Here is a 26,120-nt window from a genome sequence, read left to right on the forward strand (position 1 = left end):
TTCCGTTGGTACGACCTCCCGTTGTGAGCGGCGGCGCGATCACACTTCAGGCGGAATTCGGCCACCGTCACGGCCGAATGAGGGCCAACCCCCGACAGTGAAAAGCACGGTGGCTTCTAATTTTTCGCCATTTTGTGCCGCATTTTTGATGATTCTGCCGATTTAAGCACCAAACTGTGAGCAATTGACGGTAAAATGCGCGCTGCCTAGTTTTTTGGCTTCACATTTTTGCCGAAAACGCTATCAAATCCGAGCATGTTAAGAACCCCGCTAAGGGACAACATAAAAAGGGACGCTCCAAAAATTTGCGTCCGGGGGATTGGTAATGGAGTACTTCATCCAGCAGCTCATCAACGGGCTGACTCTTGGATCCATCTATGGCCTGGTGGCAATCGGCTATACGATGGTTTACGGCATCATCGGCATGATCAACTTCGCCCATGGCGACATTTTCATGCTTGGCGGCTTCGCCGCTCTTATCGTGTATCTCATCCTGACATCGTTCTTTGCCGGCATTCCGGTGGCGCTCGCGCTGCTAATCATGCTGGTCATCGCGATGCTGATGACCGGTTTGTGGAACTGGACGATCGAACGGGTCGCCTATCGGCCGCTGCGCGGATCCTTCCGCCTGGCGCCGCTGATCACGGCGATCGGCATGTCGATCGCCCTGTCAAACTTCATCCAGGTCACGCAGGGGCCGCGCAACAAGCCGATCCCGGCGCTGGTCAATGATGTGTTCCACTTCGGTGCGATCACCATCTCGCTGAAGCAGTTGCTCATCGTCGTCATCACCACGGTGCTGCTCGCCGCCTTCTGGTACATTGTCAACAAGACGCCGCTCGGTCGCGCCCAGCGCGCCACCGAGCAGGACCGCAAGATGGCGGCTCTCCTCGGCGTTGACGTCGACAAGACCATTTCCATCACCTTCGTGATGGGTGCGGCACTCGCTGCGGTCGCCGGTACGATGTACCTGATGTACTACGGCGTGGCTTCGTTCAACGACGGCTTCATTCCGGGCGTCAAGGCGTTCACTGCCGCGGTTCTCGGTGGCATCGGATCGCTTCCCGGTGCTGTGCTCGGCGGTCTGCTGATCGGTCTCATCGAGTCGCTCTGGTCGGCTTATTTCAGCATCGCCTATAAGGATGTCGCGACCTTCGGTCTCCTGGCATTCGTGCTGATCTTCAAGCCCACCGGTATCCTCGGCCGGCCGGAAGTCGAGAAGGTCTGATCCCATGGCAAATCCTGCAAACGTGACCGGCACGTCTCAATCCGGTACCCTTGCGCGCGCGCTCAAGGAAGGCCTCTTCGCGGGTGTTCTCGCGCTCGGCCTGTTCGTCCTCTATGTCGGCATCAAGACCGACCAGGACATCAACAACGCGCCGATCTGGTATCCGCGCTGGGGGCTGCTGGCGATCTTCGTCGCCGTCGCCGCCGTCGGCCGCTTCCTGATCGTTGGCTTCTTCCATCCGTGGAGCCGCGCCCGCAAGGAGCGGCTTTCGGAAATGCCGGTGCATGAAGTCGAGGCGAAGCCCTCGTTCTTCCATCAGCACTTCCTGAAGATCGCGCTTCTCGCACTTGTGCTCTACCCGCCGGTCATCATCTGGCTGACCGGTATCCAGGGTGCGCTGAAGTTCGTCGACAACTTCGGTATCCAGATCCTGATCTACGTCATGCTGGCCTGGGGGCTCAACATCGTCGTCGGTCTGGCCGGTCTGCTCGACCTCGGCTATGTCGCCTTCTACGCTGTCGGCGCCTATGCCTACGCGCTGATGTCCCAGCATTTCGGCCTGTCCTTCTGGATCCTGCTGCCGCTGTCGGGCATTCTCGCAGCCTTCTGGGGCATCATCCTCGGCTTCCCCGTCCTCAGGCTTCGGGGCGACTACCTTGCCATCGTGACGCTTGCCTTCGGTGAAATCATCCGCCTCGTGCTGATCAACTGGACGGACGTCACCAAGGGTACGTTCGGTATCTCCGGCATCCCGAAGGCCACTCTGTTCGGCATCAAGTTCGATGCCTCGCCGACGGGCTTCGCCAAGCTCTTCGATCTGCCGATGTCCTCGGCCTACTACAAGATCTTCCTCTTCTATCTCATCCTGGCGCTCTGCATGCTGACCGCCTATGTGACGATCAAGCTTCGCCGCATGCCGATCGGCCGCGCCTGGGAAGCGCTGCGTGAAGACGAGATCGCCTGCCGCTCGCTCGGCATCAACACGGTGACGACCAAGCTGACGGCCTTCGCCATCGGTGCCATGTTCGGTGGTTTCGCCGGCTCCTTCTTCGCCGCCCGTCAGGGCTTCGTCTCTCCGGAAAGCTTCGTCTTCCTGGAATCGGCCGTCATCCTCGCCATCGTCGTTCTCGGCGGCATGGGTTCGCTCACCGGTATCGCAATCGCCGCCATCGTCATGGTCGGCGGCACGGAACTGCTGCGCGAAATGGAGTTCCTGAAGCACGTCTTCGGGCCTGACTTCACGCCGGAGCTTTACCGCATGCTGCTCTTCGGCCTGGCCATGATCGTGGTCATGCTGTTCAAGCCGCGCGGTTTCGTCGGCTCGCGTCAACCGACAGCCTTCCTCAAGGAGAGCAAGGCCGTCTCGGGAAGCTTTACCAAGGAAGGTCACGGCTGATGACTTCCGGAACGAACACGATGACCAACGACATCCTTCTCAAGGTCGAACATCTCTCGATGAAGTTCGGCGGCCTGATGGCCATCAACGACTTCTCCTTCGAAGCTCGGCGCGGCGATATCACCGCGCTGATCGGACCGAACGGCGCCGGCAAGACGACGGTGTTCAACTGCATCACCGGCTTCTACAAGCCGACGATGGGGATGATCACGCTGCGCCAGAAGGCGGGGCCCGAGTTTCTGCTCGAGCGTCTGCCCGACTTCGAGATCACCAAGAAGGCGAAGGTCGCCCGCACCTTCCAGAACATCCGGCTGTTCTCGGGCCTCACCGTTCTGGAAAACCTTCTGGTCGCCCAGCACAACGCCCTGATGCGGGCGTCCGGCTATACCGTTCTCGGTCTGCTCGGCCTTCCCGCCTACAAGCGGGCGGCAGCGGCCGCGGTCGAGAAGGCCAAATACTGGCTCGACAAGGCCGATCTGATGGAGCGTGCAGACGATCCCGCCGGCGATCTGCCGTACGGCGCCCAGCGCCGTCTGGAGATCGCCCGCGCCATGTGCACGGAGCCCGAACTGCTTTGCCTCGACGAACCGGCCGCCGGTCTCAATCCGAAAGAGTCGCTGACGCTCAACGCCCTGTTGCGCAGCATCCGCGACGAAGGCACCTCGGTGCTGCTGATCGAGCACGACATGTCGGTGGTCATGGAAATCTCCGACCACGTCGTGGTGCTGGAATACGGGCAGAAGATCTCCGACGGCACGCCGGATCATGTGAAGAACGACCCGAAGGTCATCGCGGCCTATCTGGGTGTCGAGGATGAAGAATTGGATGAAGCGATCTCTGAGGTCGAAGCCGTTGCGGGAGGGCAGGTCTGATGTCTGCTGAACCGCTTCTCAAAGTACAGGGCGTCGAGACCTATTACGGCAATATCCGCGCGCTCAGCGGGGTCGATGTCGAAGTCCGCCAGGGCGAAATCGTCAGCCTGATCGGCGCCAACGGCGCTGGCAAGTCGACGTTGATGATGACCATCTGCGGCAGCCCGCAGGCACGCACCGGCACGATCACCTTTGACGGGACGGACATCACCAAGATGCCGACCCATCTGATCGCCCGCCGCCGCATCGCCCAGTCGCCGGAAGGCCGCCGCATCTTCCCGCGCATGACCGTGCTGGAAAACCTGCAGATGGGCGCCGGCCTCGACAATCTGAAGCACTTCAACGAGGACGTGGAGAAGATCTTCACGCTGTTTCCCCGTCTGAAGGAACGCCAGAGCCAGCGCGGCGGCACGCTCTCGGGCGGCGAACAGCAGATGCTGTCGATCGGCCGCGCCCTGATGGCCCGGCCGAAGCTGCTGTTGCTCGATGAGCCGTCGCTCGGCCTTGCGCCGCTGATCGTCAAGGGCATCTTCGAAGCGATCAAGAAGCTCAACAAGGAAGAGGGGCTGACCGTCTTCCTCGTCGAGCAGAACGCCTTCGCGGCGCTCAAGCTCTCCGACCGTGCCTATGTCATGGTCAACGGCAAGGTCACCATGAGCGGAACCGGCAAGGAACTGCTCGCCGATCCGCAGGTCCGGGCAGCCTATCTCGAAGGCGGCCACCACTGAGCGGGCAGGGAGTATAGAATATGCAAGGCTTGTTTTTCGAAAGCGATACCGGCGTCCGCTACGTTTTGCGCGTCCTGGTTCTTCTCCTCGGCTTCTGGACCGCATGGCGGGCCGGCAAGGCGACGGCCGAGGGCTGGCAGGGCTATGCGACGGTCGTTGTCTACACCCTGCTGCTCGGCCTCGTGATGCGTTTTCTGCATTACGCGCTGTTCCAGGGACCCATGCTCAGCCCGCTGCTATACGGGCTTGACGTGTTGATTTTGCTTGTGTTTTCCACGGCCGGCTTCCGGACGCGGCGGACCACGCAGATGGCCGATAACTACTATTGGCTTTACGAGAAGACCTCGGCCTTCTCTTGGAAGAAGAAAGATTGACAGCCGCGTTTTTCTTGCCTCACATGGGTGGCAAGAGCGTGAGCTTTCATAAGAGTGGAACAGCTTTTCCGGCGCAGTCATGGTGGGTATTGCGCAGGGGTTCGAAACCTAACCCGCCTAAAAAATTGGGAGTAACAAAATGAAGAAGTCTCTTCTTTCGGCCGTGGCGCTGACGGCAATGGTTGCCTTCAGCGGTACCGCTTGGGCCGAACTGCTGGTCGGCGTCGGCGGCCCGATGACGGGTCCGAACGCCGCTTTCGGCGCACAGCTCCAGAAGGGTGCTGAACAGGCTGCTGCCGACATCAACGCAGCTGGTGGCATCAACGGCGAACAGGTCAAGATCGTCCTCGGCGACGACGTTTCCGACGCCAAGCAGGGCGTTTCGGTTGCCAACAAGTTCGCAGCGGACGGCGTCAAGTTCGTTGTCGGTCACTTCAACTCGGGCGTTTCGATCCCGGCTTCGGAAGTCTACGCCGAAAACGGCATTCTCGAAATCACCCCGGCCGCAACCAACCCGGTCTTCACCGAGCGCGGCATGTGGAACACCTTCCGTACTTGCGGCCGTGACGACCAGCAGGGCGCCGTTGCCGGCAAGTACATCGCCGATAACTTCAAGGACGGCAAGGTTGCCGTCGTTCACGACAAGACCCCGTACGGCCAGGGCCTTGCCGACGAGACCAAGAAGGCCATGAACGGCCTCGGCATCACCGAAGTCATGTACGAAGGCATCACCGCCGGCGACAAGGACTACTCGGCTCTGATCTCGAAGATGAAGGAAGCCGGCGTAACGCTCGTTTACTTCGGCGGCCTGCACACCGAAGCCGGTCTCATCATGCGTCAGATGGCTGACGGCGGCCTCAAGGCTGTCCTGATGTCGGGCGACGGCATCACCTCGAACGAACTTGCTTCGATCGCTGGCGACGCAGTCAACGGTACCCTGATGACCTTCCCGCCGGATCCGCGCCTGAACCCGAACGCTGCCGAAGCCGTCAAGAAGTTCCGCGACGCCGGCTTCGAACCGGAAGCCTACACGCTGTATTCCTACGCAGCTCTCCAGGTCATCGCCGAAGCCGCCAAGAAGGCCGGCTCGAACGATGCCGAAGCCGTTGCCGCAGCGCTGAAGGAAAAGGGTCCGTACACGACCGTCATCGGCGAACTCGGCTTCGACGCCAAGGGCGACATCACCCGTCCGGACTACGTCATGTACACCTGGCAGAAGGGTGCCGACGGCAAGTACACCTACCTGCAGAACAAGTAATCGCGTCGACCGGATTTCGGCCTGACCGTATCACCTGCATCGGATGGCCCGGCCTTGTGCCGGGCCATCTGTTTTTTGGCACTATCCCGCGCGGCATCCGTCCTTGGTCGCATGCCGCGAATATTGGGATTGCGGCGGCGGCTGTTTGGGTAATACTGCCCACCTCGAATGGAGTGGGAGGCTCGACCAGCATGCAGGTTTCAGCAGTGGCGCCCGGCGACGGGATCTACGATCGCGAACTCGACAAGAATGCCGCGAACTTTTGCCAGATGACGCCGCTCAGCTTCATCGAACGCGCCGCGTCGGTCTATCCGGGCCGCACAGCGATCGTCTATGGCGAGGTCCGCCGCAACTGGGCACAGACCTATGACCGGGTGCGGCGGCTGGCCAGCGCGCTCTCCGGGCGCGGCATCGGCAAGGGCGATACGGTTGCCGTGATCTGCGCCAACATTCCCGAAATCTTCGAATGCCATTTCGCCGTGCCCATGGTCGGGGCCGTGCTCAATGCGATCAATACCCGCCTCGACGCCGAGGCGATCGCCTTCATCCTCAATCACGGCGAAGCGCGCATGCTGATCGTCGATCCGGAATTCGCCGATGTCGCCGAGCGCGCCGTGCACATTGCCGGACGGCCGATCGAGGTGATCGACATTCTCGACCCGAGCTTCGAGGGTGGTCACCGCATCGGCGTGGCCACCTATGACGAGCTGCTGGCGGATGGCAACGCCAATTTCCGCTGGGAACGGCCGGCCGACGAATGGGACGCGATCAGCCTCAACTACACCTCCGGCACCACCGGCGACCCGAAGGGCGTCGTCTACCATCACCGCGGCGCCTATCTGAACGCCATCGGCAATATCCTGACCTGGAACATGGCCAATCACCCGGTCTATCTGTGGACCCTGCCAATGTTCCACTGCAACGGCTGGTGCTTCCCGTGGACGATCGCGGCGGCGGCCGGCACCTCGGTGTGTCTGCGCGCGGTGCGCGTCGAGCCGATCTACGAGCTGATCAAGAGCGAGAGGGTGACGCATTTCTGCGGCGCGCCGATCGTGTTGAACCTGATCGCCCACGCGCCGGACGATATGAAGGCCGGCATTGATCACAAGGTCAGCGTGATGACCGCGGGGGCGGCGCCGCCGGCAGCCGTCATCCAGGCGATGGAGGAACTCGGCTTCGACGTCACCCACGCCTATGGCCTTACCGAAACCTACGGCCCGGCCGTGGTCTGCGCCTGGCATGACGAGTGGAACGAGCTCGACATTTCGGAGAAGGCCCGGCTCAAGGCTCGCCAGGGCGTGCGCTATTCGGTGCTCGACGGGCTGATGGTCGCCGACCCGGAAACGCTGGAACCGGTGCCGCGCGATGGCGAGACCATGGGCGAGATCTTCTTCAGCGGCAACAATGTCATGCGCGGTTATCTCAAGAACCCGTCCTCCTCGGCCAAGGCCTTTGCCGGCGGCTGGTTCCACTCGGGCGATCTCGCGGTCTGCCATCCGGACGGCTATATCGAGATCAAGGACCGTTCCAAGGACATCATCATTTCCGGCGGCGAAAACATTTCCTCGATCGAGGTGGAAGGCGTGCTCTATCGCCATCCGGCCGTGATGGAAGCCGCGATCGTGGCGCGGCCGGACGAGAAATGGGGCGAAACCCCTTGCGCCTTCGTCGGGCTCAAACCCGGCGCGACGGTGACCGAGCAGGAGCTGATTGCATTCTGCCGCGCCAACATGGCGCATTTCAAGGCGCCGAAGACGGTGGTGTTCGGGCCACTGCCGAAGACCTCGACCGGCAAGATCCAGAAATACGTGCTGCGCGAGAAGGCCAAGGCGCTTTAGGGGTTAGGCACCACTGCTCTAGTTCCGAGAAGGAGTGTCAGAGGCGCCCCTCATCCGCCTGCTTGTCCCTTCTCCCCGTCTCGACGGGGAGAAGGGACAAGCGGCACCGCCTTGGCATCCCCTCTCCCCGCATGCGGGAGAGGGTTAGGGTGAGGGGCAAGCCGTTAACTCAGCCCCTAATCCACATGCAGAACATGCGCCGCCTTGACGGCCGCGGAAGCACGGTTCTCCACGCCGAGCTTTACGTAGATCTGTTCCAGATGCTTGTTCACGGTCCGCGCCGAAAGTCCCAGGATATCGGCGATGTCGCGATTGGCCTTGCCCTTGGCGATCCATAGCAACACCTCGGCCTCGCGCTGCGTCAGGCCGAACTGGCCGCGCAGGATCTCGTCCTCGTGCTTGCGGTTGGCGACGGTGAGGCGGAACAGATATTCGTCCGGGCCGAGCCCGCCAAGGAAGCCGAGCTGCAGCTCGGTGCCGCCTGCATGGGTGAAGCAGAAGGCGGTTTCTGCGCCGTGGGCGAGCGCGCCGCGCCGCGCCATCCAGCCGGCAATGGCGCCGGCGACCAGGTCGAGACCGCTGGCGCTGCCGGTGGCGCTGTCGGCGAGCCGGGTGGCCTGGGGCGTCGACCAGTGGATCGTGCCGTCGGCCCGAACCGCCAGCAGATGCCGTCCCGCCGCATCGAGCGCCACGCGCGCGCTCTGGGCCGAGCGGGCATTCGACAGATGGACCCGAATGCGGGCGCGCAGCTCGTCGATGTTGATCGGCTTGGTCAGGTAGTCGACCCCGCCGGAATCGAGCGCGTGGACGACATGCTCTGTCTCGGTCAGCCCGGTCATGAAGATCACCGGCACCTGGGCGACGACCGGGTCGGCTTTCAGCCTGCGGCAGGTCTCGAAGCCGTCCATGCCGGGCATCATGGCGTCGAGCAGGATGAGGTCGGGGCTGATCTTGTCGACGATCGACAGCGCCGCCTGGCCCGACGTGGCGATCAGCACGGAGAAGCCGGATTGCTCCAGCGCGTCGGTCAGGAAACCGAGCGCCTCGGGGCTGTCGTCGACGAGCAGCACGATGTCGCGCGGACGGTTAACGTCAGCCATGGCTCTTTTCCTCCCCGCGGTCGACGTCCTTCAGGAAGGCAGCGAAGCCGGCCAGGTCGAAGGCCTGGACGAAACCGCGCGAGGCGTCGACGAAGGCGCCGTTCTCCTCGATTTTCGACAGGTCCGCAAGCTTGGCCTCGATGCCGCGCACATAGCCGATTTCGCTGAGGCGCGACAGTTCGGCGAGATGGGCGGTGCCTGGCGAGGCAAGCGGGCGATCGGCCTCTGGCACCGACGCGGGCAGGGCGGCCAGCTCGTCGGCATAGATCCAGTCGAGGCCGAGATACATGGCGAGCTTGTCGCGCAGCCGCTGCACGTCGACCGGCTTGGCGATCGCATCATCATGGCCCTCGCCGCCGGGACCTGGTGCATCGCCGATATTGGCCGACAGCATGATGATCGGCGCCGTCTGGCCGGCGCCGCGCAGCTTCTCGACCAGTTGCCAGCCGTTCATGCCCGGCATCTGGATGTCGACGAGGAAGAGATCGGGCCGCACCCCCTCGATCAGCGTCAGGCATTCCGGCCCGCCGGCCGCCGTCAGCACGACGAAGTCGAGCGGGCCCAGCACCTCGCGCATCAGGTCGCGATGGTCCTCGTTGTCGTCGACGACGACGATGGTACGGCGCGGGCCGGTATAGGAAACGATCTTGCGCTCGGGGGCAGGGGCTGTACTCGGGCGGTCGATTGCCGACAGCATCAGCCGGACCTTGAAGGTCGAGCCCTTGTCGCGCTCGCTTTCCACCGAGATCTCGCCGCCGAGCGTATTGGTCAGGAGCTTGGTGATGGTCAGCCCGAGGCCGAGGCCCGGCCGCGGGCGGATATTGTCCGCCTCGCCGCGCTGGAACGGCTCGTAGATGCGCTTCAGGTCCTTCTCCGCGATACCGGTGCCGGTGTCGGACACGGTGAAGGTCGCGACCTGGCTGCGATAGCCGACCTCGAAGCGCACCGTGCCCTGCTCGGTGAACTTGATGGCGTTGGACAGCAGATTGACGAGAATCTGGCGCAGCCGCTTCTCGTCGGTGCGGACATAGAGCGGCAGGGCGCGCGAGCGCTGATGCTCGAAAGTCAGGCCCTTGGCCGCGGCCTGGGGGGTGAACATATCCACCAGTTGGTCGAGGAAATCCTGGATGTTCAGCTCGTTGGAGAAGACCTGGAGGCGGCCGGCCTCGATCTTGGAAATGTCCAGCAGCCCGTCGATCAGCCCGGAGAGGTGGTCGGCGGAACGGCGGATGACCTTGATCGCCGATTGGCGGGCAGGCGGGATCGTCTCGTCGCGCTCGAGGATCTGGGCATAGCCGAGGACGGCGTTGAGCGGGGTGCGCAGTTCGTGGGACAGGCCGACGACATAGCGGCTCTTCGCCCGGTTGGCGGCCTCCGCCGTTTCCTTGGCCGTCTGCAGGGCGGCGTCGGTCTTGCGATGGGCGGCGATCTCCTTGAGCAGCAGCGTGTTCTGGCGTGAGGATTCCTCTTCCGCCACCACCCGGCTGTCATGGGCGAGCACGTAGAACCAGCTGGCCACGCCGGAGATCACGGCGGAGACGATGAAGACGATCAGCACCGTGCGGTTGACGACATCGGCCGTCTCCGGCGATGCGGTGGAGACCTGGTGGGCGATGAGCGCGAGGATCGCGCCGATCAGCGAGACGGCGACGACCGCGGTCACCGCATAGCGGCCGAGGCGGGTGGAGAGCCATGCCAGCGCCGGTTCGGGCAGGAAGCGTGCAGCGACGAAGGTCGCCTGCGCGTTGAGCTTGGCGTGCGGCTTGCACATGTCGTGGCAGCGGCTGTCGAGCGAGCAGCACAGCGAGCAGATCGGCGCGGCATAGGCCGGGCACCAGGCCATGTCCTCCGGCTCGAACGGGTGTTCGCAGATCGAGCAGGTGATCGAGGTGAGGTTCTTCCAGCTGTGGCGCGGCTTGCGGGCGAGATAGTACTTGCCCTTCGTGCCCCAGGCGATCAGCGGCGAGATCACGAAGGCGATCAGCGTCACATAGGTGGCGAGCGAGGCCATCAGCGGCCCGAACAGGCCGAAATGGGCGGCGAGCGCTATGCCGGCGGAAAGCGCCAGCGTGCCGCAGCCGACCGGATTGATGTCGTAGAGATGGGCGCGCTTGAACTCGATGCCGGGTGGAGCGAGGCCCAGCGACTTGTTGATGAAAAGGTCGGCCGACAGCGTGCAGAGCCAGCTCATGGCGATGATCGAGAAGATGCCGAGCGTTTCCTCGAGCAGCCGGTAGATGCCGAGCTCCATCAGCAGCAGGGCGATTGCCACGTTGAACACCAGCCAGACGACGCGGCCGGGATGGCTGTGGGTCAGCCGCGAGAAGAAGTTCGACCAGGCGAGCGAGCCGGCATAGGCGTTCATCACGTTGATCTTGAGCTGCGAGATCACCACGAAACAGGCCATCAGCAGCATGGCTGCCGTCTCGTTTGGGATCATGTAGCCGAAGGCGGCGAGATACATGTGGGCGGGGTCGGCCGCCTCGCGGGCGGGAACGCCGGTCGACAACGTCAGCACGGCGAGGAAGGAACCGGCCAGCAGCTTCGGCACGCCGAGCACGACCCAACCGGAGCCGGCGAGGAAGACGGCAAAACGATGACGCAGCTTGCGCCCGCCCTCGGGTGGCAGGAAGCGCAGGAAGTCGACCTGTTCGCCGATCTGCGGCATCAGTGCGAGGATCACCGCGGAGGCGGCGCCGAACTCGATCAGGTCGAAGGGGGCTGCCCCTCCGGCCTGCGCATTGGAGTGGCCGATGCCGGCGAAGGCGCGCCAGAGATCGATCTTCTCCCAGTCGGACAAGGCGATGAAGATGAAGGGCAAAATGTTCAACACAATCCAGAAGGGCTGGGTCCACAGCTGGAATTTCGAGATCAGCCGCACCCCGTAGGTGACCAGCGGGATGACCACCATGGCCGAGATGATGTAGCCGATCCACAGCGGAATGCCGAAGGCGAGCTCCAGAGCGCCGGTCATGATCGACGCTTCGATGGCGAACAGCATGAAGGTGAAGCTGGCATAGATCAGCGAGGTGATCGTCGAGCCGATATAGCCGAAGCCGGCGCCGCGGGTCAGAAGGTCGATGTCGACGCCGTGGCGGATCGCGTAGCGGCTGATCGGCAGGCCGACGAGCAGCATCAGGACGGCGGCGGCGATAATGGCGAAAAAGGCGTTGGTGGTGCCGTAGGAGAGCGTGATCGTGCCGCCGATGGCCTCAAGCGCCAGAAAGGAGATCGCGCCGATCGCCGTCTGCGAGATCCGGCTCGAGGAGAACTGCCGGGCGCTCTTGGCGGTGAAGCGTAGCGCGTAGTCTTCCAGCGTCTGGTTGGCGACCCAGCGATTGTACTCGCGCCGGACCGGAATAATGCGTTGGCGTGCGGCCATGCCTAATTTCTAACGCTCTTGAGGATGTGATTGCAGAATAGGCATTTTCACGGGAATGGCGGGAAATGCAAGGGGCGAGGGCTCCCGTCGGCGAAGGCGAGATGCCGTAACCCGGTCGTGGCTCCCGCCTGTTTGGCGGTGCGGGAAATGCCGGCGTGACGGGGTGCAAGAGCGCCCCAGACCGTGAAAACTGCGGAAATTCCGCCTCAGTTGCGCATTTCCCCTTTTCTTTCCGGACACTCCGATTGTAACGAGTGTCCAGACTTTGCTGAAATGTGGGGACGGACCAACTGTCATGATGGAAATCTTTACCGCTGCGGGCTTCGCGGCACTTCTTCAGGTGATCGCGGTCGATCTCGTGCTTGCGGGCGACAATGCCATCGTGATCGGCCTCGCGGCCGCCGGTCTGCCGGACCACTTGCGGCAGAAGGCCATCCTGGTCGGCATCGGCGCGGCGACCGTTCTGCGCGTCACCTTCGCCACGGCCACCGCCTATCTGCTCAGCGTCGTCGGCCTGCAGCTGATCGGCGGCCTGATGCTTGCCTGGGTGTGCTGGAAGATGTGGACCGAACTGCGTGCGGTGGCACACGAGCCGCACAAGCAGGGCGAGACCGACGACACCGAATTCACGGTCAAGCAGAAGACCTTCATGATGGCCGCCACCGAAATCGTGGTTGCGGACGTTTCCATGTCGCTCGACAATGTGCTGGCCGTCGCCGGCGCGGCGAAGGAACACACCAGCGTCCTGATCATCGGCCTGATCCTGTCGATCGGCCTTATGGGCCTCGCCGCCAATCTGGTTGCGCGCCTGCTGCACAGGCATCGCTGGATCGCCTATGTCGGCCTTGGCGTCATCGCCTACGTCACCGTCACCATGATCTATCATGGCCTGGTCGAGGTATGGCCCTACGCGGTCGCGTCTCTCGCCTGAGCCGTCAATCTTCCTTTGCCGCCTGACAGGCGGCCGCTGCGCCGGGTTCCAACGTGGAGCCCGGCGTTTCTCGTTTGCGCGGTCCCGGCGGCCCGCGCCGTCTTTCCCCCCTGGCATACGTCAAACGACGTATACGGTTTTGCGCCGCAGCATCGGATAGTCCCTCCCAGCAACGGTTAAAGTTTTCTTTACCCACCGGTTGCGGGAACAAGAAGAGGGGTTCAACCAGATGAAACTGAAGGCAAAACTCACCGGCGCGATGCTCGGCGCCATGCTGTCCTCGACGGCATTCAGCGGCGCGTTTGCCGCCGACGACACGATCAAGATCGGCGTCCTGCATTCGCTTTCCGGCACCATGGCGATCTCGGAAACGACGCTGAAGGATGCCATGCTGATGCTCGTCGAAGAGCAGAACAAGAAGGGCGGCGTTCTGGGCAAGAAGCTCGAGGCCGTCGTCGTCGACCCGGCCTCCGACTGGCCGCTGTTCGCCGAAAAGGCCCGCCAGCTGATTTCCCAGGACAAGGTCGCCGCCGTGTTCGGCTGCTGGACCTCGTCGTCGCGCAAGTCGGTCCTGCCGGTCTTCGAAGAACTGAATTCGATCCTGTTCTACCCGGTCCAGTACGAGGGTGAGGAATCCTCGCGCAACATCTTCTACACCGGCGCCGCCCCGAACCAGCAGGCGATCCCGGCCGTCGACTACCTGGCAGCCGAGGAAGGCGTCGAGCGCTGGGTGCTCGCCGGCACCGACTACGTCTATCCGCAGACGACCAACAAGATCCTCAAGGCCTATCTGATGTCCAAGGGCGTTGCCGAAGAGGACATCATGATCAACTACACGCCGTTCGGTCATTCCGACTGGCAGACGATCGTTTCCGACATCAAGAAGTTCGGCTCGGCCGGCAAGAAGACCGCCGTCGTCTCGACCATCAACGGCGACGCCAACGTTCCCTTCTACAAGGAACTCGGCAACCAGGGCATCAAGGCTGAAGACATCCCGGTCGTCGCCTTCTCGGTCGGTGAAGAAGAACTCGCCGGTCTCGACACCGCACCGCTGGTCGGCCATCTCGCCGCCTGGAACTACTTCCAGTCCGTCGACGCCGACGTCAATGCCGAGTTCATCGAGCAGTGGCACGCCTTCACCAAGAACGACAAGCGCGTCACCAACGACCCGATGGAAGCCGCCTATATCGGCTTCAGCGCCTGGGTCAAGGCCGTCGAGGCCGCCGGCACCACCGACACCGACGCTGTTCTCGACAGCATCATCGGTGTCGCCGTTCCGAACCTGTCGGGCGGCACTTCCACAGTCATGCCGAACCACCACATCACCAAGCCGGTGCTGATCGGCGAAATCCAGGCGGACGGCCAGTTCGAGATCGTCCAGGAAACGCCAGCCGTCGTCGGCGACGAATGGTCGGACTACCTGGCCGACTCGAAGGACCTGATCTCCGATTGGCGCAAGCCGATGGAATGCGGCAACTTCAACGTCGCTACCGGCAAGTGCGGCGGCAAGGGCAGCTGATCATCCCCTTCTCCCTTCGGGGAGAAGGTGGTCCGAAGGACCGGTGAGGGGTGTAATTCCCCCTCACCAACAAAATCTGCGCCTTAGCTAACGCTAAGACCGCGATTTTGTATCCTCTCCCACAAGGGGAGAGGCGGGGTGCCGAGTTCGCCGCTTTCTCCTCTCCCCTTGTGGGAGAGGAAGCGGTTTCAACATCTTAGCGTAGCTAAGTGTTAGAAATCGCAGGTGAGCGGGCGAACGGCAACGCGCACGAACGAGGGGCTGCGTGATGACGATGCGATACTTGCTACAGTTCATTTTTATCCTGCTGACGATGGGCTTCGCCGCGCCCTCCCTGGCGCAGAGCGATCCGAAGGACCTGATCGACGCGCTCGGCAAGGCCAGTTTCAAGCAGGCCGAGGAGCTTTTGACGCAGATCGCCGCGACCGGCGATGCCCGCGTCGTTCCCGCGCTCGAGGCCTTTGCCGAGGGCGATCTCTATGTCCGCAAGTCGGATGGTGTCGTGGTCATCACCAAGGCCGCCGGCGCCAGGCTCTCCGCCATCGATCCGCTGACCGGCGAGGTGATCGGCGAGGAGCCGAAGGGCGCCTTCACCAAGATCAAGGTCAACAACACGCTGCGCCGCGCCATCCGCTCCGCGCTTGGCGGGCTGACACTGCTGAGCCCCGATCGTGAGGTCCGGCTGCAGGCGGCGCAGCAGGTGCTGCAATCGCCGAGCGCGGAAAATCTCGACCTCGTCGAGACGGCGCTCGCCAAGGAGACCGATCCGGAAGTCAAGGCCCGTATGGAAGAGGCGCGCGCCGTGTCGCTGCTGGCCTCCGGCCGTTCCGTCGAGGAGAAGCGTGCCGCGATCGACATGGTCGCCTCGCTTGGCGGGCGCGAGGCGATCGGCATCCTGATGACTGTCTCCTCGTCGATCGACGAGAGCCTCAAACCCGATCTCGACAAGGCGATCGCCGCCATCGAGGGTGATCTGGCGCTGTGGGACGCCGCGCAGAACATCTGGTACGGCATCTCGCTCGGCTCCGTCCTGCTGCTGGCGGCCATCGGACTTGCGATCACCTTCGGCGTGATGGGCATCATCAACATGGCGCATGGCGAGATGGTGATGATCGGCGCCTATTCGACCTTCATGGTCCAGCAGGTGATCCGCACCTCCTATCCGGACCTGCTCGACTGGTCGCTGGCGATCGCGCTGCCGGTCGCCTTCCTCGTCACGGCCGTCATCGGCCTCGTGATCGAGCGCGGCGTCATCCGTTTCCTCTACGGCCGGCCGCTCGAGACCCTGCTTGCCACATGGGGCATTTCGCTCATCCTGCAGCAGGCGATCCGCTCCATCTTCGGCCCGACCAATCAGGAGGTCGGCAATCCGTCCTGGATGTCCGGCTCGTTTGCCCTCGGCGGGCTGACGATCACCTGGAACCGCATGTGGATCGTGCTCTTTTCGCTGACCATCTTCTTTGCCCTCCTGACGCTGATGAAGCGCTCGGCCTTCGGCCTGCAGATGCGCGCCGTCACGCAGAACCGCCGCATGGCGTCGTCCATGGGCATCCGCACCCCCTGGGTTGATGCCTTCACCTTCGCGCTCGGTTCCGGCATTGCCGGGATTGCCGGGGTGGCGCTTTCCCAGATCGACAATGTCTCGCCCAATCTCGGCCAGGCCTACATCATCGATAGCTTCATGGTCGTGGTGTTCGGCGGCGTCGGCAATCTCTGGGGCACGTTCGTCGGCGCGCTGTCGCTCGGCATCCTCAACAAGTTCCTCGAACCCTCGGTCGGCGCGGTGCTGGGCAAGATCCTCGTGCTCGTGCTGATCATTCTCTTCATCCAGAAACGGCCGCGCGGGCTCTTCGCGCTCAAGGGAAGGGCGGTGGAAGCATGATCACGGGCTTCATCTTCAGGGCACTCGAAGGCAAGATCGTCGCCGCCGTCGCCATTCTTCTCGGTGTGGCGATTCTTGTTCCGGCGCTCAACCTGCTGACCCCGCCGGACAGCTTCTTCCATATCCCGACCTATGCCGTGTCGCTGATGGGCAAGTATCTCTGCTATGCGCTGCTGGCGCTGGCGCTCGACCTGGTCTGGGGTTATTGCGGCATTCTCTCGCTCGGCCACGGCGCCTTCTTCGCGCTCGGCGGCTATGCCATGGGCATGTATCTGATGCGCCAGATCGGCAGCCGCGGTGTCTACGGCAATCCGGTCCTGCCCGACTTCATGGTCTTCCTCAACTGGAAGGAACTGCCGTGGTTCTGGCACGGCATGGACATGTTCTGGTTCGCCATGGTCATGGTGCTGGTCGTGCCCGGCCTGCTCGCCTTCGTCTTCGGCTGGTTTGCTTTCCGCTCCCGCGTCAACGGCGTCTACCTGTCGATCATCACCCAGGCGATGACCTATGCGCTGCTCTTGGCCTTCTTCCGCAACGACATGGGCTTCGGCGGCAATAACGGCCTCACTGACTTCAAGGAAATCATCGGCTTCAACGTCCAGGCCGACGGGACGCGTGCGGTGCTGTTCGCGCTCTCTGCGATCATGCTGTCGCTCTGCCTGGTGATTTCCTCGGCGATCGTGCGCTCCAAGTTCGGCAAGGTTCTGGTCGGCGTGCGCGATGCCGAAAGCCGCGTGCGCTTCCTCGGCTACCGGGTCGAAAACATCAAGCTCTTCACCTTCACCGTCTCGGCGATGATGGCGGGGATCGCCGGCGCGCTGTTCGTGCCGCAGGTCGGCATCATCAATCCGGGCGAGTTCGCACCAGGCAACTCGATCGAAGTGGTGGTGTGGACCGCCGTCGGCGGGCGCGGCACGCTGATCGGTCCGATCATCGGCGCGCTGATGGTCAATGCGGGCAAGAGCTATTTCACCGGGGCCTTTCCCGAACTCTGGTTGTTCGCGCTCGGCGGCCTGTTCATCGGCGTGACGCTGTTCCTGCCCAAGGGCGTGGTCGGCACGATCCAGCAGCGGCTGGCCGTGCGCCGGGAGCGCAAGGCGGCGGACGATGCCGCCAACAATGACAAGGCATCCGACGCGGCGCTGCCGGTCGGCCAGGCGGCGGAGCGAAGGTCATGAACGACAGGAAACCGACGAGCATTCTTTATCTCGATGGCGTGTCCGTCTCCTTCGACGGCTTCAAGGCGCTGAATTCGCTGTCCTTCGTCGTCGAGCCCGGCGAACTTCGCGCCATCATCGGCCCGAACGGCGCCGGCAAGACGACGATGATGGATATCATCACCGGCAAGACGCGGCCCGATAGCGGCGAGGTCTTCTTCAACGGCGAGGTCGACCTGACCAAGAAGGACGAGGCCGAAATCGCCCAGCTCGGTATCGGCCGCAAGTTCCAGAAGCCGACCGTGTTCGAGAGCCACACCGTGTGGGACAATCTCGAACTGGCGCTCAACCGTGACCGCGGCGTGTTCGGCACGCTGTTCTACCGGCTGAGTTCGGAAGACAGGCTGCGCATCGAGGAAATCCTCGAAACGGTGCGGCTGACCGCCCGCGCCAAGGACCTCGCCGCCAATCTCAGCCACGGCCAGAAGCAATGGCTGGAGATCGGCATGCTCTTGGCGCAGGAACCCAAGCTCCTGCTCGTCGACGAGCCGGTGGCCGGAATGACCGACGCGGAGACGGCTGAAACGGCGATCCTGCTCAAGCAGATCGCCAAGACCCGTTCGGTCGTCGTCGTCGAACACGACATGGGCTTCATCCGCGATCTCGGCGTCAAGGTGACCTGCCTAGCCGAAGGTTCGGTACTGGCCGAGGGCTCGATCGATTTTGTCTCGGCCGATCCGAAGGTGATCGAGAACTATCTGGGACGATAAAATTGATCACGGTCAATGTTGCCACCCGCCCCGCTGGTAGTCTGGTCTCGCTCTCTGCGGCGCGGCAGGGCGTCGTGGATGGGGTTGCGGAGATCGGGACGATGTTGACGCGCAGAACGCTTTTCGCCTTGGCCGCGGGTGGCACAGCGGCCGGGCTTGCGGCCGCTTGGCTGCACCGCGGCTATTCGCAGGCCCTCGATGCTGCGCGGGCGCGCATCGCCGGCTATCGCGCCACGACGATCAATAGCCGCTTCGGCCCGCTTCAATATGCCGAGGCCGGCACCGGTGTTCCGGTGCTGATGATCCATGGCAGCGGCGGGGGATGCGATCAGGGTTTGCTGTTTGCCGCGCCGCTGGTCGAACTTGGCATGCGGGTGATTTCCCCGTCGCGGTTCGGCTATCTCGGCTCGGCCTTTCCGGCCGATCCTTCTTCGGAAAACCAGGCGGATGCGTTTGTCGATCTGCTCGATGCGCTCGACGTCGACAGGATCGCGGTCATCGGCGGCTCGGCCGGGGCGCTCTCGGCCATTGCTTTCGCCATCCGTCACCGGGATCGCTGTTCGGCGCTGATCCCGGTCGTTCCTGCCACCTATGTCCCGGACCGACCGTCGGCGCGCCCCTGGTCGCCGGGCCAGCAACACGTGGTCGAGGCGGCCCTCGGGTCGGACTTCCTTTTCTGGGCGGCGATTTCGGCGATGCCCGAGATGATGATCGGCTCGGTCCTGGCGACGGATCCAGCGCTGTTGGCCGCCGCCAGCGCAGATGAGCGTAGCCGCGTGCAGGCGATTCTCGATGCGATCCTGCCAGTCAGCGAGCGGGCGCAGGGACTTCTGAACGACATGCGGCTGGCAGGCGATCCCCAGCCGATGCCGCTCGAGCGGATCACCGCCCCGACGCTTGCCATTTCGGTCGAAGACGACCGCTACCTGACCGCCGACGCGGCGCGCCACATCGCCGCCAGCGTGCCGGGCGCAAGACTGCTTCTCTACCCGACCGGCGGCCATGTCTGGATCGGACACAATGCGGAAATGTTCACCGCAATCAGGGGCTTCCTCAAGGAGACAGCATCATGAGCGCTCTCGTCGTCGACAACATCAACCTCCACTACGGCGCAGCCCAGGCCCTCCGGGGCGTTTCCATCAAGGCGGAGATGGGCAAGATCACCTGCGTGCTCGGGAGAAACGGTGTCGGCAAGTCGTCGCTCTTGCGCGCCGTCACCGGCCAGCACGGCGTCTCGGCCGGCACGATCGCCTTCGACGGCGTGACGCTCAACGGCATGGCGCCGTTCAACCGGGCGCGGGCCGGCGTCGGCTACGTGCCGCAGGGGCGGGAAATCTTTCCGCTGCTCACCGTCAAGGAAAACCTCGAGACCGGCTATGCGCCGCTGCCGCGCAAGGAGCGGTTCATCCCCGACGAGATCTTCAGTCTCTTTCCCGTGCTCAACACCATGCTGTCGCGGCGCGGCGGCGACCTGTCGGGCGGTCAGCAGCAGCAGCTCGCCATCGGCCGGGCCATGGTGACGCGGCCGAAGATCCTCGTGCTCGACGAGCCGACCGAGGGTATCCAGCCGTCGATCATCAAGGACATCGGCCGGGCGATCCAATATCTGAGGGATTCGACCGGCATGGCGATCCTGCTGGTCGAGCAATATCTCGACTTCTGCCGGGAGCTTGCCGACCATGTCTACATCATGGATCGCGGGGAAATCGTTCACGAAGGCGCGGCCGAAACGCTGGACACGGCGGAAGCGCGGCGCCACCTGACGGTATGATCCTGCACAGCAGGGTTGATGAATTATTAGTGAAATATGGTCGATGCTGAGAATCAGCGTGGTAAGGACACGTATCTGCTAACAGAAGGCATAGCCATGACAACCAGCACGGCCTTGCGCCGTCGGCGGGGCGGCAAATCCGTTGGCCTGCTCGCGACGGCGATCTTCTCCCTTCTTGGTCTTGCGGGAGGCGCATCGGCCTCGGGATGCGGCACGGCGCTGCCGGCCGGCCGGCACGACCTGGACATCCGGTCCGGCGGTGTCGACCGTTCGGCGGTCTATTTCATCCCCTCGGCCTATGACGGCAAGCGCAAGCTGCCGCTGGTTTTCGACTTCCATGGCTCCAACAGCCATCCGGACGGGCAGATGAACCGCAGCCGCTGGGACGAGGTCGCGGAGCGCGAAGGCTTCGTCGTCATGGCGCTTCAGGGCAGCCTCGACGGCAGCGTGCCGGGCACCCATGCGTGGAACGTGCCGGGGGTCAATCCGCTGCCGGGTGTGAGCCGCGGCAATGGCCTGGACGAGGGCGATTTCATCCGCGACGCGGTCGAGGCGGCGAAGGAAACCTTCTGCGTCGATCCGGCCCGCATCTACGCCTCGGGCTATTCCGGCGGCGGGCGCATGCTGTCGCAATATGTCTGCGACGGCCATGCCGATTTTGCTGCCGCCGGTTTCGTCATGGGCTTGCGCGCCGGCTATCCGGAGCAGGAGGATGGCGTCTGGCGGCCGCGCAAGGCGAGCTGCCAGCCGGCCAAGCCGATCTCGATCATCGCCTTTTCCGGCCTGAAGGACCACGTCAACCCCTTCGCCGGCGGCGGCAAGGCCTATTGGCAATATGGTGGCGAGGTCGCAGTCAAGCGCTGGGCCGAGCTCAATGGCTGCGACGGTCGGGCGCTCACCGACAAGGGCGACACGCTCGCCGTCACCACCTATCCCGGCTGCCGCGCGGGTGCGAGCGTCATGTCGTATGTGATTGCCGACGCCACGCATGACTGGCCCGGCAAAAACATCCGCTTCCGTCTCGCCTCGACCGGGGACGAAGCCATCCGGGAGGTTGATGCGACCGGCAGAATGTGGGACTTCTTTCGCAGTGCGGGAGGGGAGCTGATGGCGTCGAGCGCCAAGGCGACCTGCACCGACACGACAACAACCGCCAAGAATAACAAAGGCGGGCAGGGAACAGCGTGCAGACAGCCAGTGCAACCAGACCTCAGCGCGCCAGGGGCGTCGGAAGGCTTGTGACGAAGCCGTTCGGCGGGCGCACGCGCCTCGCCGAGCTCTATCAGGAGGGGGCGGCCAAGATCCGCCTGCCCGAGACCTTTACCGCGGAAATGGAGGCGGTGATCATCAATACTGCCGGTGGACTGACCGGCGGCGACCGCATGGATTGGTCGTTTTCCGCCGGTCCCGACACGTTTCTGACCGTCACCACCCAGGCCTGCGAGAAGGTCTACAAGGCGTCCGCCGGCGCGGCCGAAGTCGTCACCCGCATCGAGGCCGCCTCAGGCGCCAGGGTGCACTGGCTGCCGCAGGAATCCATTCTCTTCGACAATGCCGCCCTGTCGCGCCGGCTTGAGGTCGATCTCGACGAGAGTGCCGAATTCGTCGCCGTCGAGGCGATCCTGCTCGGGCGCAAGGCCATGGGCGAGGCCATGGCGCAGGGCATGGTGCGCGACCGCTGGCGCATCCGCCGCGGCGGCCGGCTGATCCATGCCGAGGACCTACGCATGGAGGGAGACGTCGCCGACCTCACGGCTTCGGCGGCTGTGCTCGCCGGCAAGGTCGCCTTCGCCACCGTGCTTTACACAGGTCCGCTGTGTGAGGCCATGCTGCCCAAGGTGCGCGCCGCGCTTGGCAATAACCCCGGCGGCGCCAGCCAGTGGAACGGAAAGCTTGTCGCCCGGCTCGCGGCCGAAGATGGGTACACTTTGAGAAAAAGCCTGATCCCGGTGATTTCCGTCTTGCGCGGCGGGTCGTCAGTGCCGAAAGTCTGGAATCTATGACAGTGATCAAGAACGTGGAGCGGTCATGAACCTGAGCCCGAGGGAAAAAGACAAACTGCTGATCGCCATGGCGGCCATCGTGGCGCGGCGCCGGCTGGAGCGGGGCGTCAAGCTCAACTATCCGGAAGCGATCGCCCTGATCAGCGATTTCGTCGTCGAGGGCGCACGCGACGGACGTCCGGTCGCCGAGCTGATGGAGGCCGGCGCCCATGTCATCACCCGCGACCAGGTGATGGAGGGCATTGCCGAGATGATCCACGACGTGCAGGTGGAAGCGACCTTTCCCGACGGCACCAAGCTGGTGACCGTCCACGAACCGATCCGGTGAGGGGACGCGACGATGGCGCTCGAACTCCGGCCGAATTGCGAATGTTGCGACCGCAACCTGCCGCCGGAAAGCGGCGATGCGCTGATCTGCAGCTTCGAATGCACTTTCTGCAGCGACTGTGCGGCGACCGTGCTCCGCGGTTTCTGCCCGAACTGCGGCGGCGAACTGGTGCGCCGACCGATCCGGCCGGCCGCAAAACTCGTAAACAATCCAGCGTCGACCATACGCGTGTTCAAGGCCGAGGGCTGCAAGCCCGTCAAGGCCGCCTGATCAAGGGAGGGACTGTCCATGATCCCCGGTGAAATCATTGCCGCAGACGGCGAGATCGAACTCAATGCCGGTCAACCGACCGTGACGATCGAAGTGTCCAATACCGGCGACCGGCCGGTGCAGGTCGGCAGCCACTATCATTTCTTCGAGACCAATGCCGGGCTTTCCTTCGATCGCGACACGGCGCGCGGCATGCGGCTCGACATTCCGGCCGGAACCGCGGTGCGTTTCGAACCCGGCCAGACGCGGCAGGTCACGCTGATCCCGCTCGCCGGCAAACGCGAGGTCTACGGATTCCGGCAGAAGATCATGGGTGCGCTTTGATGGGGCAGGTAAAGACGATGAAGAGGCTGTTGGCGGTCGGCGGCCTTGCCACGCTGATGGCCCTACCGGCCTTGGCCGAGGACGAGCCGATCATCAAGTGCGAGGATGCGGTCACCCAGTCGGACATGACCCTCTGCGCCGTGCAGGAGCACGAAGCGGAAGACAAGAAGCTGAATGCGCAATGGGCAAAGACCAAGAAGGCCGTTGCCGACTGGGATGCCGCGCTCGACGAGGATCAGCGCGGCGGCGTCGATGCCCTGATGAAGGCGCAGAGGGCGTGGATCCAGTATCGCGATGCCCATTGCGACGTCGAAGGCTTTTCGGTGCGTGGCGGAACGCTCGAGCCCGCGATCATCGAGCTCTGTCTGGCCGAAGTGACGCGCAAGCGCACCGTCGAGCTCGAAGACCTCGTCAACGGCTTCGGCAACTGACGATCGGAGTAAGATGGGACAGCGCATCATGATCGTCGGAAACGGAGATGTACCGGAAGGGTCAGCGGCCAGGATCGACGCCGCCGACCGGGTCATCCGTTTCAACGAGTGCCGCAACTTCGGGGCGGCCGGCAGCCGCACCGACGTCGTGGCCGTGTGCAATACCGGGCGGCCGGCGCGCGCCATGCTGTCCGGCGCCTGGCTGGACAGCCCGCCGGTCAGCGCCTGCTCGGAGATCTGGTCGGTGCGCGATCCGGAAAAGTTCGGCCAGATGCGGCAGGCCCTGCTGGTCAGCCATCCGGAACTCGACGATTTCTGCGACGATTACACGGCCGGCTTCGCCGCGGCGGCCGAAGCCTGCGACAAGCGCCACCGCGTCTTGTCGCGTGACGTGCACGAGGCGGTCGACCAGGCGCTTCTGGCCTACGAGCCGGGGCCTTATGTGGTGCCGAGCAGCGGCATGATCGTCGTGGCGCAGGTTCTCGCCGACGTGCTGGCGGATCCGGGTCACGACCGCGACCAAATCTTTCTGGCCGGCTTCAGCCATGAGGGCTGGGACGGCCATCCGTTTGCCGCCGAGCGCCAGCTGATCGAGGCCCATGTGGCCTCCGGCAAGCTGGTGCGGCTCAATCCAGACACTGCGTCCTCCCCCTCCCAAGGAGTCTGATCGTCATGCCCTACAAGATGTCCCGCAAGGCCTATGCCTCTATGTTCGGACCGACCACCGGCGACAAGGTGCGGCTCGCCGACACCGAACTGTTCATCGAGGTCGAGAAGGATTTCACCACCTATGGCGACGAGGTGAAGTTCGGCGGCGGCAAGGTCATCCGCGACGGCATGGGCCAGAGCCAGGTGACGCGCGCCCATGGGGCGGTCGACACCGTCATCACCAATGCGCTGATCGTCGACCACTGGGGCATCGTCAAGGCCGACATCGGGCTCAAGGACGGCCGCATCGCCGCGATCGGCAAGGCCGGCAATCCGGACACCCAGCCGGGCGTGACCATCATCGTCGGACCCGGCACGGAAGTGATTGCGGGCGAGGGCAAGATCGTCACCGCCGGCGGCATGGACAGCCATATCCACTTCATCTGCCCGCAGCAGATCGAGGAAGCGCTGATGAGCGGGCTGACCACCATGCTCGGCGGCGGCACGGGTCCTGCCCATGGCACGCTCGCCACGACCTGCACGCCCGGTCCCTGGCATATCGCCCGGATGATCGAGGCGGCGGACGCCTTCCCGATGAACCTCGCCTTTGCCGGCAAGGGCAATGCCTCGCTGCCCGGCGCGCTGGAGGAAATGATCCTCGGCGGCGCTTCCTCGCTCAAGCTGCACGAGGACTGGGGCACCACGCCGGCCGCCATCGACTGCTGCCTGACCGTGGCCGACCAGTATGACGTGCAGGTGATGATCCACACCGACACGCTGAACGAATCCGGCTTCGTCGAGGATTCGATCGGCGCGATCCGCGGCCGCACCATCCACGCCTTCCACACCGAAGGGGCGGGCGGCGGCCATGCGCCGGACATCATCAAGATCTGCGGCCAGATGAACGTCATCCCGTCGTCGACCAATCCGACGCGGCCCTACACCGTCAACACGATCGCCGAGCATCTGGACATGCTGATGGTCTGCCACCACCTGTCGTCGTCGATCCCGGAAGACATCGCCTTCGCCGAGAGCCGCATCCGCAAGGAGACGATCGCGGCGGAGGACATCCTGCACGACATTGGTGCCTTCTCGATCATCTCGTCGGACAGCCAGGCCATGGGCCGCGTCGGCGAAGTGGCGATCCGCACCTGGCAGACGGCTGACAAGATGAAGCGCCAGCGCGGGCGGCTGGCTGAGGAGACCGGCGACAACGACAATTTCCGCGTCCGCCGCTACATCGCCAAGTACACGATCAATCCGGCGATTGCCCAGGGGCTTTCCCACGAGATCGGCTCGGTCGAGGTGGGCAAGCGCGCCGACCTGGTGATCTGGGATCCCGCCTTCTTCGGCGTGAAGCCGAGCATGGTGCTCCTGGGCGGCATGATCGCGGCCGCGCCGATGGGCGATCCGAATGCCTCGATCCCGACACCGCAGCCGGTGCACTACCGGCCGATGTTCGGCGCCTACGGCAAGGCGCGGACCAATTCCTCCGTCACCTTCGTTTCCCAGGCCTCGCTCGATGCCGGTCTCGCCGGCAAGCTCGGGGTGGCCAAGCAACTGGTGGCGGTGAAGAACACCCGCGGCGGCATTTCCAAGAAGTCGATGATTCTCAACGACCTGACCCCGCATGTGGAAGTCGACCCGGAAACCTACGAGGTGCGCGCCGACGGCGAGCTTTTGACCTGCGAGCCGGCGACGGTCCTGCCAATGGCGCAGCGGTATTTCCTGTTCTGAGCTTCTGCCGCTCCACCGGTTTGCGAGGCATGTCGATGGAGCGGTAGGAAGGTAGGTCCAGGGACATATAGCTATGCGCCCTGTGCAATTCTGCCATGCGCAGGCCCGTTGCGGCGGTTTCATGCTGCGTTGCAACCGATTTTAGGTTAGTTCTAATTCTCAGGGCCGATCGC

Annotated in this window: 24 protein-coding genes; 22 read left to right on the top strand and 2 right to left on the bottom strand. The window is 63.7% G+C overall.

The genetic code is table 11. The features are described from left to right. Window positions 1–325 precede the first annotated feature (325 nt). The 7 genes from AC07Y0_RS03355 to AC07Y0_RS03385 all read left to right on the top strand — a co-directional run bounded on the left by AC07Y0_RS03355 (window position 326) and on the right by AC07Y0_RS03385 (window position 7,694). Window positions 326–1,228, top strand: coding sequence for a branched-chain amino acid ABC transporter permease (locus AC07Y0_RS03355; protein ID WP_028736417.1), 903 nt, complete (start codon window positions 326–328; stop codon window positions 1,226–1,228). Window positions 1,229–1,232: 4 nt separating this feature from the next. Next, on the top strand, window positions 1,233–2,624 hold the full coding sequence (livM, locus tag AC07Y0_RS03360) for a high-affinity branched-chain amino acid ABC transporter permease LivM (protein WP_498674512.1): 1,392 nt from the start codon (window positions 1,233–1,235) through the stop codon (window positions 2,622–2,624). After that, window positions 2,624–3,496: an ABC transporter ATP-binding protein gene (locus AC07Y0_RS03365; protein WP_498674513.1), complete on the top strand. Its 873-nt coding sequence runs from the start codon at window positions 2,624–2,626 to the stop codon at window positions 3,494–3,496. Before livM ends, AC07Y0_RS03365 begins: the two co-directional genes overlap by 1 nt. After that, on the top strand, window positions 3,496–4,224 hold the full coding sequence (locus AC07Y0_RS03370; protein WP_028736414.1) for an ABC transporter ATP-binding protein: 729 nt from the start codon (window positions 3,496–3,498) through the stop codon (window positions 4,222–4,224). Before AC07Y0_RS03365 ends, AC07Y0_RS03370 begins: the two co-directional genes overlap by 1 nt. Before the next feature lie 20 nt (window positions 4,225–4,244). Continuing rightward, window positions 4,245–4,598, top strand: coding sequence for a DUF6867 family protein (locus AC07Y0_RS03375; RefSeq protein ID WP_498674515.1), 354 nt, complete (start codon window positions 4,245–4,247; stop codon window positions 4,596–4,598). 139 nt (window positions 4,599–4,737) lie between these two features. After that, window positions 4,738–5,856, top strand: a complete 1,119-nt coding sequence (locus tag AC07Y0_RS03380; protein WP_498674517.1) for a branched-chain amino acid ABC transporter substrate-binding protein — start codon at window positions 4,738–4,740, stop codon at window positions 5,854–5,856. A gap of 191 nt (window positions 5,857–6,047) precedes the next feature. After that, window positions 6,048–7,694 (top strand): acyl-CoA synthetase, encoded by a 1,647-nt coding sequence (locus tag AC07Y0_RS03385; RefSeq protein WP_498674519.1) that lies wholly within the window; start codon window positions 6,048–6,050, stop codon window positions 7,692–7,694. 176 nt (window positions 7,695–7,870) lie between these two features. Here AC07Y0_RS03385 and AC07Y0_RS03390 read toward each other — a convergent pair whose 3' ends face one another. Together AC07Y0_RS03390 and AC07Y0_RS03395 are read right to left on the bottom strand one after the other, a co-directional pair. Beyond that, complete coding sequence (locus AC07Y0_RS03390; protein ID WP_498674521.1) at window positions 7,871–8,794, bottom strand: response regulator; 924 nt, start codon at window positions 8,792–8,794, stop codon at window positions 7,871–7,873. Continuing rightward, window positions 8,787–12,176, bottom strand: a complete 3,390-nt coding sequence (locus tag AC07Y0_RS03395) for a hybrid sensor histidine kinase/response regulator (protein WP_498674523.1) — start codon at window positions 12,174–12,176, stop codon at window positions 8,787–8,789. Before AC07Y0_RS03395 ends, AC07Y0_RS03390 begins: the two co-directional genes overlap by 8 nt. Window positions 12,177–12,474: 298 nt before the next feature. Between AC07Y0_RS03395 and AC07Y0_RS03400 the strand changes: the two genes are divergently transcribed. The 15 genes from AC07Y0_RS03400 to ureC all read left to right on the top strand — a co-directional run bounded on the left by AC07Y0_RS03400 (window position 12,475) and on the right by ureC (window position 25,947). Next, window positions 12,475–13,107, top strand: a complete 633-nt coding sequence (locus AC07Y0_RS03400; protein ID WP_498680168.1) for a TerC family protein — start codon at window positions 12,475–12,477, stop codon at window positions 13,105–13,107. A 229-nt stretch (window positions 13,108–13,336) separates the two neighbouring features. After that, window positions 13,337–14,626 carry an urea ABC transporter substrate-binding protein gene (urtA, locus tag AC07Y0_RS03405; RefSeq protein WP_498674525.1) on the top strand — a complete coding sequence of 430 codons (1,290 nt, stop codon included), beginning with the start codon at window positions 13,337–13,339 and terminating at the stop codon, window positions 14,624–14,626. A gap of 268 nt (window positions 14,627–14,894) precedes the next feature. Then, window positions 14,895–16,508: an urea ABC transporter permease subunit UrtB gene (urtB, locus tag AC07Y0_RS03410; RefSeq protein ID WP_498674527.1), complete on the top strand. Its 1,614-nt coding sequence runs from the start codon at window positions 14,895–14,897 to the stop codon at window positions 16,506–16,508. Continuing rightward, entirely contained in the window at window positions 16,505–17,686 is a 1,182-nt protein-coding gene (urtC, locus tag AC07Y0_RS03415; protein ID WP_498674530.1) for an urea ABC transporter permease subunit UrtC, read from the top strand. Before urtB ends, urtC begins: the two co-directional genes overlap by 4 nt. After that, the gene (urtD, locus tag AC07Y0_RS03420; RefSeq protein ID WP_498674532.1) at window positions 17,683–18,435 is read left to right on the top strand and encodes an urea ABC transporter ATP-binding protein UrtD; all 753 of its coding nucleotides are present in this window, start codon (window positions 17,683–17,685) and stop codon (window positions 18,433–18,435) included. Before urtC ends, urtD begins: the two co-directional genes overlap by 4 nt. Before the next feature lie 101 nt (window positions 18,436–18,536). Beyond that, window positions 18,537–19,508, top strand: coding sequence for an alpha/beta fold hydrolase (locus tag AC07Y0_RS03425; RefSeq protein WP_498674534.1), 972 nt, complete (start codon window positions 18,537–18,539; stop codon window positions 19,506–19,508). After that, window positions 19,505–20,206: an urea ABC transporter ATP-binding subunit UrtE gene (urtE, locus tag AC07Y0_RS03430; protein WP_498674536.1), complete on the top strand. Its 702-nt coding sequence runs from the start codon at window positions 19,505–19,507 to the stop codon at window positions 20,204–20,206. Before AC07Y0_RS03425 ends, urtE begins: the two co-directional genes overlap by 4 nt. 96 nt (window positions 20,207–20,302) lie before the next feature. Further along, window positions 20,303–21,448: a CE1 family esterase gene (locus AC07Y0_RS03435; RefSeq protein ID WP_498674538.1), complete on the top strand. Its 1,146-nt coding sequence runs from the start codon at window positions 20,303–20,305 to the stop codon at window positions 21,446–21,448. Then, a complete protein-coding gene (locus AC07Y0_RS03440; protein ID WP_498674540.1) occupies window positions 21,391–22,209 on the top strand; it encodes an urease accessory protein UreD in 819 nt (272 codons plus the stop codon). Before AC07Y0_RS03435 ends, AC07Y0_RS03440 begins: the two co-directional genes overlap by 58 nt. A 25-nt stretch (window positions 22,210–22,234) precedes the next feature. Further along, window positions 22,235–22,537 carry an urease subunit gamma gene (locus tag AC07Y0_RS03445; protein ID WP_028736400.1) on the top strand — a complete coding sequence of 101 codons (303 nt, stop codon included), beginning with the start codon at window positions 22,235–22,237 and terminating at the stop codon, window positions 22,535–22,537. A 12-nt stretch (window positions 22,538–22,549) separates the two neighbouring features. Continuing rightward, entirely contained in the window at window positions 22,550–22,807 is a 258-nt protein-coding gene (locus tag AC07Y0_RS03450; RefSeq protein WP_498674541.1) for a DUF1272 domain-containing protein, read from the top strand. A gap of 18 nt (window positions 22,808–22,825) precedes the next feature. Next, complete coding sequence (locus tag AC07Y0_RS03455; RefSeq protein ID WP_498674543.1) at window positions 22,826–23,131, top strand: urease subunit beta; 306 nt, start codon at window positions 22,826–22,828, stop codon at window positions 23,129–23,131. Window positions 23,132–23,148: 17 nt separating this feature from the next. Continuing rightward, entirely contained in the window at window positions 23,149–23,562 is a 414-nt protein-coding gene (locus AC07Y0_RS03460) for a lysozyme inhibitor LprI family protein (RefSeq protein WP_498674546.1), read from the top strand. A 28-nt stretch (window positions 23,563–23,590) separates the two neighbouring features. Then, window positions 23,591–24,229 (top strand): Urease operon accessory protein, encoded by a 639-nt coding sequence (locus AC07Y0_RS03465; protein WP_498674549.1) that lies wholly within the window; start codon window positions 23,591–23,593, stop codon window positions 24,227–24,229. 5 nt (window positions 24,230–24,234) lie between these two features. Further along, window positions 24,235–25,947 (top strand): urease subunit alpha, encoded by a 1,713-nt coding sequence (gene ureC / locus AC07Y0_RS03470; RefSeq protein ID WP_498674551.1) that lies wholly within the window; start codon window positions 24,235–24,237, stop codon window positions 25,945–25,947. Window positions 25,948–26,120: the final 173 nt, after the last annotated feature.

The organism is Allorhizobium sp. GW101-3B10, assembly GCF_059424725.1.